At 65.1% G+C, this 16,917-nt stretch carries 14 protein-coding genes and 1 tRNA gene; 6 read left to right on the top strand and 9 right to left on the bottom strand.

Annotated elements, in window-relative coordinates:
* Positions 1–130: 130 nt before the first annotated feature.
* Entirely contained in the window at positions 131–1,552 is a 1,422-nt protein-coding gene (locus tag ACFWMR_RS04945) for an ATP-binding protein (protein ID WP_378377103.1), read from the bottom strand.
* Positions 1,549–3,204 (bottom strand): FAD-dependent oxidoreductase, encoded by a 1,656-nt coding sequence (locus ACFWMR_RS04940; RefSeq protein ID WP_378377101.1) that lies wholly within the window; start codon positions 3,202–3,204, stop codon positions 1,549–1,551. Before ACFWMR_RS04940 ends, ACFWMR_RS04945 begins: the two co-directional genes overlap by 4 nt.
* Before the next feature lie 32 nt (positions 3,205–3,236).
* Here ACFWMR_RS04940 and ACFWMR_RS04935 point away from each other — a divergent pair, with 32 nt between their 5' ends.
* Positions 3,237–3,953 carry a hypothetical protein gene (locus tag ACFWMR_RS04935; protein WP_378377099.1) on the top strand — a complete coding sequence of 239 codons (717 nt, stop codon included), beginning with the start codon at positions 3,237–3,239 and terminating at the stop codon, positions 3,951–3,953.
* On the opposite strand, the gene ACFWMR_RS04930 is transcribed toward ACFWMR_RS04935, so the two are convergent.
* Together ACFWMR_RS04930 and ACFWMR_RS04925 are read right to left on the bottom strand one after the other, a co-directional pair.
* Entirely contained in the window at positions 3,940–4,494 is a 555-nt protein-coding gene (locus tag ACFWMR_RS04930; RefSeq protein ID WP_378377097.1) for an HdeD family acid-resistance protein, read from the bottom strand. The two genes, ACFWMR_RS04935 and ACFWMR_RS04930, sit on opposite strands and share 14 nt — an antisense overlap.
* Positions 4,495–4,599: 105 nt before the next feature.
* Positions 4,600–6,753 (bottom strand): RICIN domain-containing protein, encoded by a 2,154-nt coding sequence (locus ACFWMR_RS04925; RefSeq protein WP_378377095.1) that lies wholly within the window; start codon positions 6,751–6,753, stop codon positions 4,600–4,602.
* A gap of 269 nt (positions 6,754–7,022) precedes the next feature.
* On the opposite strand from ACFWMR_RS04925, the gene ACFWMR_RS04920 reads away from it, so the two are divergent.
* A tRNA-Ala gene (locus ACFWMR_RS04920) sits at positions 7,023–7,095 on the top strand.
* 568 nt (positions 7,096–7,663) lie between these two features.
* Here ACFWMR_RS04920 and ACFWMR_RS04915 read toward each other — a convergent pair.
* Both ACFWMR_RS04915 and ACFWMR_RS04910 read right to left on the bottom strand, forming a co-directional pair.
* The gene (locus ACFWMR_RS04915) at positions 7,664–8,521 is read right to left on the bottom strand and encodes a hypothetical protein (protein WP_378377093.1); all 858 of its coding nucleotides are present in this window, start codon (positions 8,519–8,521) and stop codon (positions 7,664–7,666) included.
* Complete coding sequence (locus ACFWMR_RS04910) at positions 8,518–8,901, bottom strand: hypothetical protein (RefSeq protein ID WP_378377091.1); 384 nt, start codon at positions 8,899–8,901, stop codon at positions 8,518–8,520. Before ACFWMR_RS04910 ends, ACFWMR_RS04915 begins: the two co-directional genes overlap by 4 nt.
* Positions 8,902–8,991: 90 nt before the next feature.
* Here ACFWMR_RS04910 and ACFWMR_RS04905 point away from each other — a divergent pair, with 90 nt between their 5' ends.
* Positions 8,992–9,189 (top strand): hypothetical protein, encoded by a 198-nt coding sequence (locus ACFWMR_RS04905; protein WP_378377089.1) that lies wholly within the window; start codon positions 8,992–8,994, stop codon positions 9,187–9,189.
* Between the two features lie 696 nt (positions 9,190–9,885).
* On the opposite strand, the gene ACFWMR_RS04900 is transcribed toward ACFWMR_RS04905, so the two are convergent.
* Together ACFWMR_RS04900 and ACFWMR_RS04895 are read right to left on the bottom strand one after the other, a co-directional pair.
* Entirely contained in the window at positions 9,886–10,983 is a 1,098-nt protein-coding gene (locus ACFWMR_RS04900; RefSeq protein ID WP_378377088.1) for a hypothetical protein, read from the bottom strand.
* A gap of 174 nt (positions 10,984–11,157) precedes the next feature.
* A complete protein-coding gene (locus tag ACFWMR_RS04895) occupies positions 11,158–13,092 on the bottom strand; it encodes an ATP-binding protein (protein ID WP_378377111.1) in 1,935 nt (644 codons plus the stop codon).
* Positions 13,093–13,479: 387 nt separating this feature from the next.
* Between ACFWMR_RS04895 and ACFWMR_RS04890 the strand changes: the two genes are divergently transcribed.
* Positions 13,480–13,674, top strand: a complete 195-nt coding sequence (locus ACFWMR_RS04890; protein WP_378377086.1) for a hypothetical protein — start codon at positions 13,480–13,482, stop codon at positions 13,672–13,674.
* A gap of 71 nt (positions 13,675–13,745) precedes the next feature.
* Here ACFWMR_RS04890 and ACFWMR_RS04885 read toward each other — a convergent pair whose 3' ends face one another.
* The gene (locus ACFWMR_RS04885; RefSeq protein ID WP_378377084.1) at positions 13,746–14,870 is read right to left on the bottom strand and encodes a pentapeptide repeat-containing protein; all 1,125 of its coding nucleotides are present in this window, start codon (positions 14,868–14,870) and stop codon (positions 13,746–13,748) included.
* Between the two features lie 430 nt (positions 14,871–15,300).
* On the opposite strand from ACFWMR_RS04885, the gene ACFWMR_RS04880 reads away from it, so the two are divergent.
* The gene (locus tag ACFWMR_RS04880) at positions 15,301–15,510 is read left to right on the top strand and encodes a hypothetical protein (RefSeq protein ID WP_378377082.1); all 210 of its coding nucleotides are present in this window, start codon (positions 15,301–15,303) and stop codon (positions 15,508–15,510) included.
* Positions 15,507–16,154: a hypothetical protein gene (locus tag ACFWMR_RS04875; protein WP_378377080.1), complete on the top strand. Its 648-nt coding sequence runs from the start codon at positions 15,507–15,509 to the stop codon at positions 16,152–16,154. The genes ACFWMR_RS04880 and ACFWMR_RS04875 overlap by 4 nt, the downstream gene beginning before the upstream one ends.
* Positions 16,155–16,917: the final 763 nt, after the last annotated feature.

Below are 16,917 nucleotides of genomic sequence, written 5' to 3'. Positions count from 1 at the left end.
ACGTTGAGCGTTGCGAACGTGGCTTTCGCAACACCCGAAACCGGCAGGTGGGCAGGCCAGGCACACGCCACCTTTGCCCTACCCCTCAATAGAACCCGAATCGCCACTCACGACCACCCGGCTCTCGAAATCAGATCACGGACTGCTCCGAGACCGGCAGGCACACGGTGAACCGCGTGTCACCCGGTGCCGAATCGACCCGGAGATCGCCCTGATGCCGTTCGACGACGATGCGCCAGGAGATGTCCAGGCCGAGCCCGGTCCCCTGCCCCACCGGTTTCGTGGTGAAGAACGGCTCGAAGATCCGCTGCCGCACTTCCGCCGGGATCCCCGGTCCGGTGTCGCCGATCTCGACGTGCACGTGGTCGTCCACCCGGGACGTCCGCAGGGTCAGCGTGCCCTCGGTCCCCATGGCGCCCAGCGCGTTGTCGATGACGTTCGTCCACACCTGGTTCAGCTCGCCCGCGTACGCCGGGATCCTCGGCACCGTGTGGTCGTACTCCTTCACGACGCGGACGCCCGGCGCGATTTTGCCCGCCAGCATGACGAGCGTGGAGTCGAGTCCTTCGTGGACGTCGATCCACTGGTGCGGCGCGCGGTCCATCTGGGAGTACTGCTTGGCCTTGCCGACCAGCACCGAGATGCGGGTCGTCGAATCCTCGATCTCTCCCATCAGCATCTCGGTTTCGAGCGCGTACGCGAGCCAGCGGACGGCGCCGTCGAGGAAGGTCTCCCCGACCGATTCGAGCAGCCGGTCCAGATCGGGCACGGTCAGCCCGGCGCGGACGTAGATGTCGGCGAGGTCCCAGCCCTGGTCGATGCCGTGGTCGTCGAACCAGTCGCCGATCTCGTCCTCGCGGTCGGCCTGCTGCATCGCGGTCAGCTTCGGCGCCGAGGCGACCTGCTTGACCAGTTGTTCCTGGATCTCCAGCAACTGCTCCAGCAGCGTCGGGTCGACGTTCTTCTTCGCCAGCATCGCGAGCTTGTGCCGCATCCCGGCGACCCGCTCCCGCAACGACGCCGTCGCGCGGACGGCCGCGGCGGCCGGGTTGTTGAGTTCGTGGGTCAGCCCGGCGGAGAGCTCGCCGAGCGCGAGCAGCCGCCGCCGCGAGCCGATCACGGTGTCGCTGTTGCGCCAGCCGAGGTACATGCCCTCCAGCAGATGCGTCGCCATCGGGAACCAGCGGCGGAACTCGGTGGCGAACTCGGCCGCGGGCAGCGTCAGGAAGGTGAGGTCGCTGACAGCGTGCACCGAAGCGCCATACGTGTGTTCTGTCTCCTGGTGCACGAAGAACTGCGTCGCGCCGCAGTACGCGCCGCGCTGGTCGGACCGGATCGTCTCGACCTCGGTGCCGCCGACGAGCCGCGTCATCCGCAGCGCGCCGGACAGCAGGAGGTAGAAACAGGTGGCCGGTTCACCCTCGCGCATGACCGTGGTGCCGCCGCTGTACTGCTCCAGGACGGCGTGCTCGTCGATCCAGTCGAGCTGTTCTTCGCTGAGGTGCTCGAAAAGGAAGAGCCCGCGCAGTTCCTCCCTGGGCAGAACGCTCATTGTTCCTCCAAGTAGCGGTGAACCAGGGTGACGGCCATGGCGCCTTCGCCGACGGCCGAGGCGACGCGTTTCACCGACGCGGCCCGGACGTCGCCCGCCACGAACACGCCGGGGATGGAGGACTCCAGGTAGTGCGGGTCACGCTCCAGCGTCCAGCCCGGCGGCGGACCGCCCTCGGTGAGCAGATCGGGACCGGTCCGCACGAAGCCGTGGTCGTCACGCTGGATCTCCGTGCCGAGCCAGTCGGTGCGCGGCGCAGCGCCGATGAAGATGAACAGGTGCCCGGTGGGCACGGTCTCGGTCGCGCCGCCGTTCTCGCACAGGGTCAGCTGTTCGAGGTGATCGTCGCCGTGCGCCTCGACCACCGTGGTCCGGGTACGGACGTGGATGTTCCCGATCGCGGCGATCTGCTCGATCAGGTAGTGCGACATCGACGCTTCCAGCGACTGGCCGCGGACGAGGATGGTGACGTCGGCCGCGTGTTTGGAGAAGAACACCGCCGCCTGACCCGCCGAGTTCGCGCCGCCGACGATGTAGACGTGCTCGCCCTTGCACTCGGGCGCCTCGGTGGCGGCCGAGCCGTAGTAGACGCCACGGCCGGCGAGCTCGGCGACGCCGGGAGCCTCCAGGGCGCGGTAGTTGACGCCGCTGGCCAGCACCACGGAATGCGCGGAGATCTCGGTCCCGTCTCCGAAGAGGACCACCCGCGCGGAACCGCGCGCCTCCAGGCCCACGACGTCGCGGGCGGTGAGCACCTCGGCGCCGAACTTGAGCGCCTGCCGCCGCGCGCGGTCGGTGAGCTGCGCGCCGGAAACCCCGTCCGGGAAACCGAGATAGTTCTCGATGCGGGAGCTGGTGCCCGCCTGCCCGCCGGTTGCCTTGCGCTCGACGATCACCGTCCGCAGGCCCTCCGACGCGCCGTACACGGCCGCCCCGAGCCCGGCGGGCCCGCCGCCGATGACGATCAGGTCGTAGAACTCCTGCGCGGGCCGGGTGGACAGGCCGACGGCGTCGGCGAGTTCGGGTCCGGACGGCTGGCGCAGCACCGTGCCGTCGGGCGTGACCAGCACCGGGATGTCGTGGGGTGCCGTGTCCGCCGCGTCGAGGATCCGGCGGCCTTCGTCGTCGTCGACGGAGTACCAGCGATACGGCACGGCGTTGCGCGCCAAGAAATCGCGCAGGTGGAACGACGGTGACGAGTACCGGTGGCCGATGAGCTTGATCTCGTCGACCGGCCGCTCCCCCACCGCGCGCCAGGTCTCCACCAGCGCGTCGATGACCGGGTAGAGCTTCTCCTCCGGCGGGTCCCACGGCTTGAGGAGGTAGTGGTCGACGTCGACGACGTTGATCGCCTGGATCGCGGCGTCGGTGTCGGCATACGCTGTCAGCAGCGCGCGGCGCGCGTTGGGGAACAGGTCCATCGCCTTCTCGAGGAAGACGATGCCGTCCATCTGCGGCATCCGGTAGTCGGCGAGGATCGCGGCCACGGCGTCGCCGCGCAGCTTGATCTCGCGCAGGGCTTCGAGGGCGTCGGCACCGGAATCGGCCCGGATGATCCGATAGTCCTTCCCGTACCGTTTACGCAGGTCGCGGGCGACCGAACGGGACACGGCGGGATCGTCGTCGACGGTCAACAGGATCGGCTGGCTCACCGGTTCAGCCTAATCCCTATTACGTTCGAGACGTGCTGACCGAAGCCGAAGAAGTGATCCACGCCCGTACCGCCATCGCGTGTGAAGCGGCCACGGGTCTGCCGGGCACTTTCTCCGCGTGGCGCGAAGACGGGCTGCTCGCGGTGCTGGCCACCGCACCGGAACTGCGGTTCCTGCGCACGATCTCCGGCGTCACCGAGGGGAATCTGCCGTCGGCAATCCGGCTCGCCGGCGCTTCGTGCTGGGACGGAGACCCGCCGACACTCGTGCTTCCGGCGGGCTTGAACCCGGCCGGTCTCGTGCCCGACGGCGTCCGTCCGATCGCGATCCTTCCGCTCACCGGACTCGCGGCCTCGGACGCGGACGTCGACGACTCGCCCGACATCGACGTCTTCCTCCGCGTCCTGCTCGACGGGTACGAAAGCGGCGGCGGCGTGACGGAGTTCATCGCCGCCGAACACCGCGATCCGCGGATCCGGCGGTCGCTGCTGGTCCACGACGGCGTGCCGATCTCCGCGGCCGCCCTGAGCCCGCACGGGGAAGGTGTCCTCCTCGGCGGATCGGCCACGCCGCGAGCACATCGCGGCAAAGGCGCGCAGGCGCGGCTGATGGCGCATGGTCTCGCCGCGGCCGCCCGCGAAGGCCGTCGCTTCGCCGTTGCGACCGCCGTGGAGGGCTCGCCGAGCTTGTCGAACCTGCGCCGAGTCGGGGCGCAGGTCCACTTGCGACAGGCCTTCAGGCTTGGGTGAGTTTGCGCATGCGGAAGGCCAGGACGAGCAGCATGATGCCGTACAGCAGGGCGTAGATCCCGACCAGCAGCGCGATCCCGTAGGCGCCGGCGATCGGGTTGATCACGATCACGATGCCCGCGATCAGCGAGAGCGCGCCCGCCGCGATGAGGAAGGCCTCGCCCTCGATCTGCTTGCGCAGCCGGATCGCGGCGACGATCTCGACGATGCCGGTGAAGATCGCCCAGAACCCGACGAGGAAGGCCAGCACCAGCACGGTGATCCCGGGCCAGAGCAGCACGAGGACACCGGCGGCGATACCGAGTACGCCGAGGATTCCGTAGGCGGCGCGATGGGCGGCGTCACCCGGGCGGAAAGCCTGCATCAGGCCGCCGATGCCGTCGATGATCGCGTAGATGCCGTAAATGATCGCGAGGGCCAGGACGGTGGCGCCGGGCCAGATGAGCGCGAGTACGCCGAACAGGATGGCGAAAACCCCGCGGACGGCGGCCAGCGGCCAGGCGAGGCGGGGTTCGACGACGGTGAGACCGACGAGAGGCATGCCCCGAGTATCGGAGCGCCCGGAGGCGAGCGCGCGGCATGCCACCCGTAGGGGTGAAAGGCCGGTGCGCGCCGCGACCGCCATCACGACGCGCACCGGGGTCCATCAGGGATAGGCGACCAGGTTCGCCACGTTCGAACCCGAATTCGCCGGTCCGCCGCGGTCGTTGACGACCCGGCTGATGGTGCCGTTCCCGCCGAGGGAGACCGCGACTATGCTGCGGAACCGGACGTCCGGATTGTTCGGCGCCTCGATCGCGCGATCCGCGACCACGCTCGGATTCACGTTGAAGAAGCAGTAACTCCCGAGCCCGTACGCCTCGTGGTTCGTCACCGAATTCGCCACCTTGTAGGCCGCGTAACCCCGCGTCGAACCGTTCATCCACGCGGCCTGATTCGGTGGGTCGTAAGGCATTTCGTTCTGGTAGAAGTACGTCCGGCCGCGGTTTCCGTTCCAGAGTGTCTGGTACTTCTGGTAATGCTCGACGAACAGGCCGTACATCGTGACGTCGTCGCCGTTCACGATCAGCCCGGTGTCGGCGGTGTTGGTGTTCCAGCCGACGCCGCTGCCGTGGTCGGCGCGCCAGATCCACAGGTGGTCGCCGATGACGTCGTCGCTGTTGACCACCAGGCTGTTCGTCGCCTTGCCGACGCCCGCGCCGCCGACGCGGAAGAACACGTCGTGCAGCGAAGTCGGGTTGGCCGCGTGATCCTGCGCGGAGTTCGCGGGGCCGACCTCCATCAGCGTGTTCGAGTTCGTGGTGCCCGCGTCGATCAGCACGCCGGCGACCTTGACGCCGTCGACGTCGGCCACCGTCATCGCGGTGATGCCGTTGTCGGGGATCAGTGTCGCCAGGCCGAGTCCGAGCACGACGGTGTCCGGCCGGGTGACGCGGAGCGTCTCGTTGAGGTGGTAGACGCCCGGAGTGATCAGAAGATCCTTGCCCTCGGCCAAAGCCGCGTTGATCTGCGACGCCGTCGTGCCGGGCTTCGCGATGAAGAACCGGCTGATCGGCAGTGACGAGCCCGGCTGGTTCGCACCCCAGGTGATGCCCGAGGCGTTGGTGCGCTTGGAAGGCACGAACACCTGGTACGCGCCCGCGTTGTCGACGTAGAGGAACGGCTTCTCCCGCACGACCGGCGTCGTGTTCACCGTGGTGTACGGCGGATTCGGGAAACTGGTCGACGGGGCGCCGCCGACTCCGGCGAACACCATGTTCCAGTTCGAACCGCTCCAGCCGCCGAACTGCGAGTTGCGCGAGATCCACTGCTGCTGTGAGCCGGACCGGACCTGGCCGTCGACCTTGACGTCGGACATCCAGCCGCCGCTGGACCAGCCGCCGTCGTCGAGCTGCAGATTGCCGCGGACATGCATCCGGCGGTACGGCGCGGCCTGTGAAACGGCCCAGCGGTCGGTGCCGCCGTTGGGGTTCACGGACAGGTTTTCCGCGCCACGCCAGAAGTTCTGCGTCGCGTTACCCTGGAACCAGTCGGCCTCCGCGTGCACCGCGCCGTTGATCGTCACGTTGTCCGGTGAGAGGCCGAGCCCGAGCACCTGCGTGTAGAACCCGACGTTGACGTCGACGTTGTAGGACCCCGGCTTGAACAGCAGCGCCTTCCGGTTCGAGCCGAACTGGCTGGTCTCCTGCTGCGAGAAGACGCTGTTGACCTGGGACTGGATCGCTGACTGCGACATACCGGGGTCGAAGACGAGCACGTTCGGCCCGAGGTCGGGGTTCGCGGTGCCGGTGACCGGCGTGAGCCGGAAGGACTGGGCGCCGGAGCCGTTGCAGGAATACTGCTGGAGCTGGGTGCTGTCCTGGGTCGAGAGGCCAGGGATGTCGAGGCACCGGCCGCTGTTGCGGCTCACGAAGTGATAGGCCCCACCCGTTTCCTCCACCGGCTGCCACTGCTGATTGTTCCCGCCGCCGTAGGTCCACAGCTGGACGAGCCCGCCGTCGGCCACCGACACGTCGGCGACGTCCCACACCTGCGCCGGGTTGTTGCGTGTGTTCACCCGGTAGAAGCCACCCGACGTCGGCTGGAACTGCCACTGCTGGGAGAAGGTCTGGTTGCAGGCGTACTGCTGGACGACCGTCCCGTTGGCCGACCCGGCGGCACGCGCGTCCACGCACTTGCCGCCGCTGGTCGTCACCGTGTACCAGGTATCGGGAACGATGGCCGCCTGCGCCGCCGGAGCCACCACGATCAGCGCTCCGACCAGGGAAAACAGGGCTATCAGGGCTGCTCTGGCCCTCATCAGGACCTCCTCCGCGTCATTCGGGCAGGGCGAGCTGAGGCGGAGCCCAGTGGAGACGCGGCGTAGCGGGCGGGGACCTCGGCGTCACGATGGTCGAAAACGTAACGGCGGTCACACGCGGAGTCAATACACGTCTAAAAATAAGGCTCAAAGATGCAGGTCAGCACCAGTTCCGACGATCGGGACCGCGTAGAGTGACCCCCGCGTGAACGGCCTCCGCGGGCGGTGTAATGTATGGACACACGAGATGCGGAGTACAACTTCGCTCCGGGGCTATGGCGCAGCTGGTAGCGCACCTCACTGGCAGTGAGGGGGTCAGGGGTTCGAGTCCCCTTAGCTCCACAGTGACGAAATACCGCCCACCTGGCAGATTTGCCGAGGCAGGGCGGTTTTTTCGTTCTACCTCACTTTGAGAATTAACCCGCCGAACTTCAGTTACTGTTCAGTAGCTGGAGCAAATCTGGAGCAGATCGTCCTTCCACTGCCAACTAGGGTCACATCGTCCGCTCCAGCAACGTGACCCGACTGAGTATTTCTCCGATTTCCGCGTCGGGTTCCTCAACCGTGACGGTGCCGATCAGCGTCTCCCGCTAGACCTCGCGGCGGGGCACGCGTTCGAAGACGTCGCGCCGGTGCGGTCGTTCTCGTAGTTCCGCGGTCAGCCCAGCAACACCGGCGCCGCAGATCCGAAAGTTTCGACGCGATGTTCGCCGCCCTGCGCGCCGACTGGCTGCAGTCTCAGGCTTTCAGGACATCCGCCACCAATGTCAGTTACCTGCCGCCAGGTCGGCGTCGGCCACTCGGTACGTGACCCGAGAGTGGCTGTTCGCCGGGTATGATCATGTGCACTAGCCTTTGGACCGGGCGGCCTTGTCGGTCTGTCGGGTGCGCGAGATCCGCTCTGCAGCTGTCAATCTGCACGGGACGACACATGGGACCTCACCTGACGCAGAGCGGCGGCCGCACCGGACGTTCCCGCCGCCACTTCTCTTTCCAGTTCCGCAACATGTCCCTCGTTGGTTAGCAGCTCAGTCAAACGTTTGGCGGCAAAGCCGTCGCCGTTGTCGGCGCGAGCGCGCAGCTGCTCGACCAGTCCCTGCGACGCCAGCAGCTCAGCCAACCGGACGGCAGCGGTCCCGTCGCCGTTGTCAGCGCGAGCGCGCAGCAGCCGGATGGCTTCTTCGACCTGCCCCTGCTCGGCCAGCAGCTCAGCCAAACGCACGGTCGCAAACTCGTCGTGATTGTCGGCGTGGGGTCGTAGCAACCGAATGGCGTCTTCGAACTGCCCCAGCTTGGCCAACGAGACGGCGTAGCGTGCGTCGCCGTGCTCGGCGCGGGCGCGCAGCTCGTCCACCTGCCCCTGCTCAGCCAGCAGCCCCGCCAGCCGGTAGGCGGCAACGACGCCACCGCTGTCGGCGAGCTGCTGATGCAGAGCGAGGGCTTCGTGATCGCGGCCGCGGCGTTCGGCGTTGCCAGCTAGCTGGCCGGTGTCATCGGAGTGGTGGTGGCGGATCAAGGCGTGCCAGACGGCGTCGGGAAGATGTTCGGTACGGCGGGCATGCAGGGCGTGCTGATACAAGTAGTCGGCGACGCGGTAGCCAGCGATGCTTCCTATGCCGGCGGCGACCGGAGTGAGGGTGGCGGTGGCACCGTGTAGCAATCTAGTGGCGTAGTTCAGGGCAACATCGAGCCAGCCCGAGGGAGCGGTCGCTATTTCGCGCTCGTTCAGGTACCCAGGTGCGGCGTCGGCGAGGTAGTCGCGGGTCATGGGTGCGTGGCGCCGACGCGGCGGGCGTCGAGTGCGGCGGTGATGACAGCCTTGGCGTAGGCGGGCGCCTGGCTCCAGTGACGGATCAGTTCTGGGCCCGCGGCCATCACCTGGGTGAAGCCGGCGTCGGAGGTGTCGAGCGCGACCCGGATCCGGCGATCGGTTCCCGCAAGTTCCTCGGCGCGGCGCCGCTCGAGAGGGCTGAATGCGTCGGGCACGTGCAGCACGTCGGCCAGGTCGAGCAAGCGTCGGTCGTTGGCGTACGGGTCCGGCCGATCGCCCTCGGGTAGCGCCACTCGCTTGCTGTGTTCGCCGGGCCAGCACGTCGCGACCGTCACCACACCGGCCGCGATCAGCTCGCGGACCTGTCCCGCTGGCACGCCGCCGGCGAAGTCGAGGTAGTCCTGCAGCTCGTCCAGCCTGATCCTCGAGCGCGGACGGTCCGGGCTCGCGACTTCGGAGGACAGGACATGATCATGTGGACGCCGTTGATCACCCTCATCGCGCTGGTGCTGCTCACCGCCGCCACAGCGGTGGCACTCACGACCACCGACCACCGGCGCGCCCTGCGAGCGCTGACTTTGCTGAAGATCCTGCTCGGTGCACTTCTCGGCAGCAGCGGTGTGCTCGCCGCAGTGATCCGCCTGCACCAGGCCGGACTGCTGTGACGCAGCGACTGAACCGCCTCGCGCCGAGACCGGCCGGCGCAACGAATTCGCCGTCCGAATCGGATACTTGTCCAAGATTCGAACCTGCCCGAATGGCAGCCTTATCCTCGGTGGGGTGCAGCTGCAGCACAGTCGCCGCCCCAGTGCGAGGGCTCTGACGCCGAAGGGCGAATTCGTAGAGAAGGGCCAGCTAGTTTGACGCCGACGTTCGCCGGGCACGTCAGGCTTCCTGTTCGGCCGCTGGTCAGTGCCTTGTCTCCGGCCAGCTCAGCTGTCGTTTGACAACCGTGTACGAAGCCGCTGACAAACCCTCACTGGGCGGTGGCCGCTGGTACGTGCCACCCGAGGAGACCACCTTCTTCCTGCCTTTCGACGGCGCTCTCCGCCTCGCCCTAGTCACGGCCTGAAGCTTGGCTTTCTGGATCTTCGCCGTGGGTGTCTCCGGCATCTGGTCGATGAGTTCGATGTATCGCGGAGTCTCGAATGGCTCTAGCTGTTCGGCGCACCATCCAACGACATCCTCGGGACGTTGGTCCGATCCGGGGCACGGCGTAGGCGAGGACGTCCTCGTCGGTCAGTTCAGAAGGGAACCCCGACGACCGCCGCCGCGGGTACATCGTGGTGCTGCTCGATAGTGCGTTCGACCTCGACGGAGGAAACGTTCTCGCCTCGCCCTTAATAAGCGCGATTGACTGCCTAATACGCCGTGGTCACCCTCAAGGTTCGACTTGAGGGCATATACGCCAGTGCGACCATCAGCCTGAACCTCTGTCCTTCATGAAAGAATTCAAGCATGATGTTGAATAATGATTGATGCCACTCGGCACTGTATCGGAGGTTGTATATATAGTTGGATCTAATCTTACTGGAGATTTGAGCACAAACCTCGTGGACCGACAACCCTGACAGTCCAGCACGATCAAGCGATACGGACTTTTTTTGCCGGAGATATTCAAGCTTCTCTGGCGCTATTTCGATGTCAAGGGCAGAAAAATCCACTGGATGGTCACTGATACCATTGAGACTAAGCTGGACATCTTCATGGTCGTCGCTCGACAGTTCTCGCTCAATCTTGAAAGAGAGGAACATTTCGAAGTAGCGATTGGCAATACTTACACATCGCCAATCGTCGCTAATCCATCCGCGCGCATCCTCATTTTTCTCATCCGGTAAATCGTCGGAATGAGCAGTGATAAATACCTGTCGCAGCTTCACATAGCAAGGCGGAAGCGACATCGACATCCACGTCTTGAAGGCGGTGCCATAGGAAACTTCGCCAAAACCGACGTAGCAAGGCATACTCTCCATTGAGCGGCGAAGTGCTTCCAGCCTGACCGGCGTTAGATTGTTAATGTAGATGACAAACAGTTGACCACTATGAAGAATCGTAGGCCGCTTGAACCAGTTGACGTATTCTCCCAACAGGCTAAGCGCCAAGTCTTCAGGGACTCCGATAAGATCGCCAGCAAGGATGCTGCAACTATGATCCTTATCCAGCATTTGAAGTACGCGCCTGAACGGCTCGGGACCGTATTCGACCTCTGAGTCGAATACGAAAACCGCTTCAGCGCCACTACTCTGAGGCACGAGCGCTGCGCGTAGTTTTGCATAGTCCACGCCTTTTTGACCGAGAAGCTCGACAGTCTCTCGGTAAGCAACTTCTATCTCACGCTGAACGGACGTTGGGCCGAGGTTGAAGTGGCTACGAGCCATCCGAAGAAGGAAACTGTCCCGGGCGTTCAACGTCCAGATGGGGCCGACATCTTCGTTTATGCTGCTCGTCTGGGATTGCATGCATGTAGTGTACGGACGAGTGTGGATCGAGGCGAGATACACTGATTAGATCAGGGACATTAGGAACCAATTTCCCAGGATACTTGTCCGGTGTCAGCAGGTCATCCGGCCCGGCGCATGTGACTGTTCTGAGCCGCACGCGTCATGGCGGTTCTCTACTGAGCGCGTCGAGCGCTAGCGAGCTGGTCGGTCCTTTTCGGATTCGGGAATGAACTCAGCATGGCGACGCTGCAGGTAGGCCCGGCTGGTGCCTTCAGTCGACACGAGGTCGAGGGACTGGCGGAACGCCTCGAGACGTCGCTCAGCTCGCTCGAGCAGTTGTCCCCAGGTCATAATCCAGAGCCGGTACTGCGGTCCAGTCATGACTAGACCGGGCTGACTGGTGTTGCTCCACAAGTTGCGCACGGCGTCGTTGACGTCGGTGGTGATCAGCCAGAAATCCCACTCGTTGGACGTCCCGACAACCTCCGGATGCCCGGTGATGGCGGTTGCGTAGTCGTTGAGCTGACTAAATTCCTTCATGGTCGCGCGCATGGGCCGCTTAAGCTCGACAACGAGGTGCCGGTTGCGTTCGCTCTCGGGAAGGTGGCGGTAGAACACCATGTCGACCCGCCCGCGTTTGCCCGAGGGCAGTGTGACTGGGGTGGGAGCGTACTCGGCGTCCGAGGTGGCGGCCCGGACCACGCGCGAGAGCCCGGATTCCGATAGCGACAGGCTCCATTCGTCCCCGAAGATCCATGGCTCCTGCACCAACATGGGATGGAGCTGGTCGACCTCGCGGAACGTCTTGCGCGTTTCATCGGAGTAGAGGAGCCGACGCAGCCCGGCCAAGAAGTCCACACGGTCGGCCAAGGTGTGGGCGGACCGCACGATGGACCCAAACGTGGTGCGCTCCAGCAGCTCGACCAGCATTTCCTGCTCGTCGTCGGACAGGGTGAGGACCTTAGTCAGCATCTGCCCGGTCCTGGTGGGCTCGGCCCTTGCCGCCTCCTGGAGGAGCCTGAGTGACAGTTCCTTCTGCCGACGGTCCTTGCCGATGGCCTGGCTGGCCAGCACAGCGACGATGTCGAAGACTTCGCGTTCGACCTCTTCGGCCGGTGTGCTGGGCGAGCCGGCGTACGGGTAGACGCCTTGGGCCTTCCACTCGGCGAGAATGGCGCCCTTTCGGTCGTTAGTCAGTTGCCCGAGGTGATCGTTTAGGACCGTTTGCGCGGCGTCGAGCAGGTCGCCGTGGCGTATCTCGGGCAGGGCAAGGTCGGCTGCGGACATCAGGTCCTGGTCGCGGAAACCTTCCCAGATTAGGTAGGCACTCCAGTGGATCGGGGCTGGCCGTGACAGCGTGGGCTTCACGTCAGTGACGACGGCTCCATGCTGGTCACAGAGGAAGAGCCTCCTCGCACTCATGTCCTCGTCCCATTCCACGAATCGCAGCACCGGCGTGGCCAGGCCGTGGAGCGCCTTCGCAGGAACCGGGACCGGTAACTCGATTTCGTCGATGATGTGAGACTTGGGGTCCAGCCGCTGACCACGGTAGGTGACAGTCACATCGGGCAGGGCTAGCAGAGACCCAGCGAGCTGGGCGGTCAGCGGCGGGAGAAGGTCACCATCGACCAGGTGGACGGTTCGGGGGATCTGGCGAAGGGTCAAGGTGACGGTCGTGCCGCGAGGCCCCTCTTCGGGCTGGGGGTCGCTGACAGAAAACTCGTCTGGACGATTCCGCGAACCGTGGACCACCGTCGTGACGAAGCCGCTTTCGGTGGCGACCGTGGTGCTCCACTCGACGTCTTCAGCGATGCCATAGGTAAGGAAGCGACCACGCCCGAGCTGGCCGTGCAGTGGCCGCTTGATGCCCTCAGAGAACCGCCTAGCCTTCTTCCACGAGTCGCCGTGGGTCTGAAAGTAACTCGGGATATTGTCGAACGGCATGCCGTGGCCGTCATCAGCCACTACGGCGTTACCTGGCCCGTCCGCGGCGTCGGGTATGACCGTCACGTCCACTGCCGTTGCCTCGGCGTCGATCGCGTTCCAGACCAGCTCGGCGACCACGTCCACGGCAGTCGTTCGTTCCGACTGGGCGAGGATCGTGTTCTTCCCGGCGCGGACACGCATCGTTCCCACGCAGATAGCCTAGCGGCGGACGGCGCCAGCACCATCCGCCAGCGTAACGATCAGCTCGCTCTCCCCAGCAAGATCTCGGCCAGTCCCCGCTTGACAACCGCGCAGCACAAGATCCCGTCAGCCCGCCACGATCATTGGCGCACCCGCGATCCTTCTCGCTCCGCCGACCTCCTCCCGGCAATCACCCGAACATGTGTCCGAGAACGCATTGCGCAAGATCGAACACCACACATTCGAATATGCGTACTGCACCAGTAGTGGCTCACATAACACCAGGTAGTGATGCCAGGACCCCGACCGGTGATCCTCAGACAACTGCTGGCATGGTTGACTCGACTTGGTAACACGCTAGGCCGTACGAGTGACCTGGGAGGCGCAGTGGACGAACCCGACCTGACCGGCGCGACCGTGTACGAAGCCGCCGACAAGCCTTCCCTGGGCGGCGGTCGCTGGTACGCCATGCCCGACGAGAGCACCTACTTCCAACCCTTCGACGGGACGCTCCGCCCCGCCCTCGTCACAGCGTCCACCCTTCGCGATAGGCCGACCTGGACCGAAGTACCAAACCAGTAGCCCCTTGCGAACACGACTTCGTCCCGAGCGGCGCTGAGCACAGGTCTACGCTCTGCCGACGCGAAGCGGTTCTACTTCGGCGCGCGGCGGCCCCTTCGCCCGCTTCCAGACGACGGCATGGACCTTGTCTCCGACTGGCTCGATGGTCGAGGGGGCGAGGCGCCTTCGTTGGTCGCGGCGTTCGACCGTAGCTGGGCGACTCCGGACGGTTCCCCTTCGGCGAACGTCGCCTTCGCGAATGTGGTTTGTCCACTGAACATAACGTCTTCGAAGTAGGTCGTACTAGCGAAGGTCGCATCCTCGAAAGTGGTTTCTCCGTCGAAGGAGGCCTGATAGAAGCTGGCGATGTCGAAGGTAGTCTGCCTGAAGTCAGCACGGCCTGCGAACTTTGCGCCGCTGAAAAAAGCCTGCTCGAGGAAGGTAGTCGTATTGAACGTTGTCGGGCCGATGAATATGGCGTTCTCGAAGACTCCGCGCCGGATGCGGCAGGCATATGCCTGAAATCTGAAAAGCACGGCGTTTTGGAGCCTGAGCTCGGTATCGGGCCAGAAGGTATCGGGCGGAGGCCGATCAGGGTCGGTTCCTGCGTAGAAATGCTGCGAGAAGACCTGCTGGATGGCGAGTCGAACCTCGCGTTCTTGAGTGTGATCGTGGTCAGCGAGGGGTTGTGCCGGGGCTTCTGATTCGTCAGCCGTCTTGTCGATGCGGTCGTGAGGTGGCGGCTCGGGGTCGAAGGGAATCCGCAAGTACGCGCAGAGGACGTTGACTACGGTCTGGCGGTGTGCCGGGTTGTCCTGAGCTAGACGTTCAAGGGCGTAGATTCCGCCTAGACGCACCGCAGGCTTCTCCGAGCCCAACTGTTCGACCGCACGGCCGTACTGCTCGATGGCTCGGCGCGCTTCTGCGTCGGCCGCGCTGGCGGCGGCGATCCGTTCTTGCAATGCGAACGCACGGTCGTTGGCGTCCTGGTCGAATTGCTTCTGGTTTAGCGCAATCTCGGCAGTGCGCTGGCGTCGCGCGGCGAGCCAGAGCGCGGCCGCTCCGCCGGTCCCGATCACGATCGTGCCCGCTGTCTTAATCGCTTCCAGCTGGCCGGTGTTCTGACCACGGCCGAAGAGGATCAGCAAGGCGATTGCGAGACCAGCGCCGAGCGTGACCAGTACTGCAGCGGACCAAAGAATCGCCCGGTTCGACAACACTGGGTAGGGTCGGCCTTGCGACCTGTTCGCTGACTCTGGACTTGGGGCAGGAGGCTCGGCCATGCAGGCCATGATTCCCGATCATCGGCGATTTCTGCCGGAAACTTTCAGCCTCGGCTACCCGCACTTCGAGCAGCAGGTCGAACTTGTGGCCCCACGCGCCTGAGGGCTGGCGCCCGCGCCCCTTCGCGTGAGGTGAAGTTTCGCAGGCCCCCGGGAGGGGCTCCCGCAGTGTCCCGGCTCCCGCCGATGGGGCCCCCTCGCCAACTTCACTGAGTCGGGCGTCCTCGGTCGCCAGGTTTTTGGCCGTCGCCACCTCCGCAGAGCCAGGACGGAGGCGTCGCGTCGGCGTTCCCTCGGAAATTGTCGTACCACCCGATATCATGGATCACGACAGCGGCTGCTATCTGGAGAGGCGAGGTGCGAGATGTCCGTGACCACAGTCGAGCTGACGCGCGAGCAGATCATCGCGAACATCGACCGCGTCACGCGTGCCCGCTTGGGCCGATCCGCGGCTGATGTCGTGCGCGCCTACCGCGCCGGGAAGCTCCCGGACGCGGGGCGCGTCGGCGACGCACTGGTGCTGGCTGACCTTCTCGACCCTTCGGACTCGCTGCAGTCTGCTACTGCCGAGTGACCCCGGACGCCGCCAAGTACAGCGCGCGAGCCCGGCAGCTCACCCGGGAGTACATGGCCGGCACGCCGAAGTCGTTCGACGCTTTCCGCGATCTCATGCAGCTGCTGCTGAGCTTGACCGTGATTGCCGACAACGAGTTCGTCAACCTCGTGAGCCTCCGCGATCCGACCCGCCGGGTACTCGGCGGCAACGGTGGCCCCACGTCTCCGGTGCGGCTGCGCGACGGCCGGTGGCTAAGGGTCGCGTACTCACTTCACCTGACACCTCACGTCGGCAAGGAGATGCGGCTCAAGGTCGAGCAGTCGTCGGTGCAGTACCAAATCAACCAGTCCGACGACGATGACGGTGGCCTGGGAGAGATCTTCCGATACGACTACCTACGCGACGACGACAGCGGGCACCCTCACGCGCACATCAACATCCATGCGGACCTGAACGAACCCGGAGTGCTGAAACCTGGAGCGACCTTGGCCCGAGTGCACTTCCCCACGTCACGGGTATCGCTGGAGGCCATTCTTCGGCTACTCATCGGGGGCTTCAGGGTGAAGACTGCGCAGCCACCAGAAGTGTGGCAGCCAGTGCTCGCAGCCAGCGAGATGGAGTTCCAGGAGATCGCGCACCGGCCGCTGCCTCCTGGAGTGTGACGCTCAGTTTGTTAGTACGGCGGTCCGTTCGGGTGTGCGGCATGCAGGTTACACGTCGTCACTGCGCCCTGAAGCAAGGTGCTGTCCGGGGCAGGCGCGCAATGAGGAGGTGACCGCGATCCGGACACCGTGGGCGAACCGGACGGACGTCGCCGCGATCCCGCGTACCTGCTGTCCGTCCGCAGCCGCTCGGGGCCGAAGGGCGTCGGTGGTGATCCTGTCGAAGGGCCCTGTCAGTCCAGGAGGCTGGCGGGGTCCATCGCTTCCCGTGCGGTGACCAGGCCACTCGCTGCTGACCGGTACATCGAGCCCTGGCCGTTGCGCCACGCGGGATCCATTGTCAGACATCGACGGATCCCGTGTTTCTACCAGCGGAAACACCCGGCACCTCGCAGTTTGGCGTCACTCCGCACCGAAGGCTGTCACGCTTGCCCGATGGAATCGACCATAGCTGCCAAATTTGGCCTTGTCCTCGCCGTCGAGCTGGGCTTGACGAACGCTCGTTCCGGCTTCGAGTTCCCTCGGGGCACGGGAAGTGCTTCGTGAAGGTCTTCGCGAAGCGATGATTGAACACCGCGACGGCACGGAGTTCTCGAACGGCGCAGGAGAGATCGTCCATGCCGTCGTTTCAAACGAGACCTTCTGGCCGTCTGTCGCCGCCGTGATCCACCGGTTTCTCGGTCGGAACCGTTGAAAGCGAGTGCAGCTCACCGCTGGCAACTCGACGGTAGTCCTCGACGTCGCAGACCAGTCCACCGAAGAC

Source organism: Amycolatopsis thailandensis, assembly GCF_042723255.1.
GTDB lineage: Bacteria > Actinomycetota > Actinomycetes > Mycobacteriales > Pseudonocardiaceae > Amycolatopsis > Amycolatopsis thailandensis.
This window is presented reverse-complemented; position numbering and strand designations above follow the sequence as displayed.

Bases quoted from the DNA above. Each gene is read 5' to 3' on its own strand.
- ACFWMR_RS04945 (WP_378377103.1), bottom strand. From the start codon at position 1,552: ATGAGCGTTCTGCCCAGGGAGGAACTGCGCGGGCTCTTCCTTTTCGAG.
- ACFWMR_RS04905 (WP_378377089.1), top strand. From the start codon at position 8,992: ATGATCATGTGGACGCCGTTGATCACCCTCATCGCGCTGGTGCTGCTC.
- ACFWMR_RS04895 (WP_378377111.1), bottom strand. From the start codon at position 13,092: ATGCGTGTCCGCGCCGGGAAGAACACGATCCTCGCCCAGTCGGAACGA.
- ACFWMR_RS04915 (WP_378377093.1), bottom strand. From the start codon at position 8,521: ATGACCCGCGACTACCTCGCCGACGCCGCACCTGGGTACCTGAACGAG.
- ACFWMR_RS04925 (WP_378377095.1), bottom strand. From the start codon at position 6,753: ATGAGGGCCAGAGCAGCCCTGATAGCCCTGTTTTCCCTGGTCGGAGCG.
- ACFWMR_RS04930 (WP_378377097.1), bottom strand. From the start codon at position 4,494: ATGCCTCTCGTCGGTCTCACCGTCGTCGAACCCCGCCTCGCCTGGCCG.
- ACFWMR_RS04900 (WP_378377088.1), bottom strand. From the start codon at position 10,983: ATGCAATCCCAGACGAGCAGCATAAACGAAGATGTCGGCCCCATCTGG.
- ACFWMR_RS04880 (WP_378377082.1), top strand. From the start codon at position 15,301: ATGTCCGTGACCACAGTCGAGCTGACGCGCGAGCAGATCATCGCGAAC.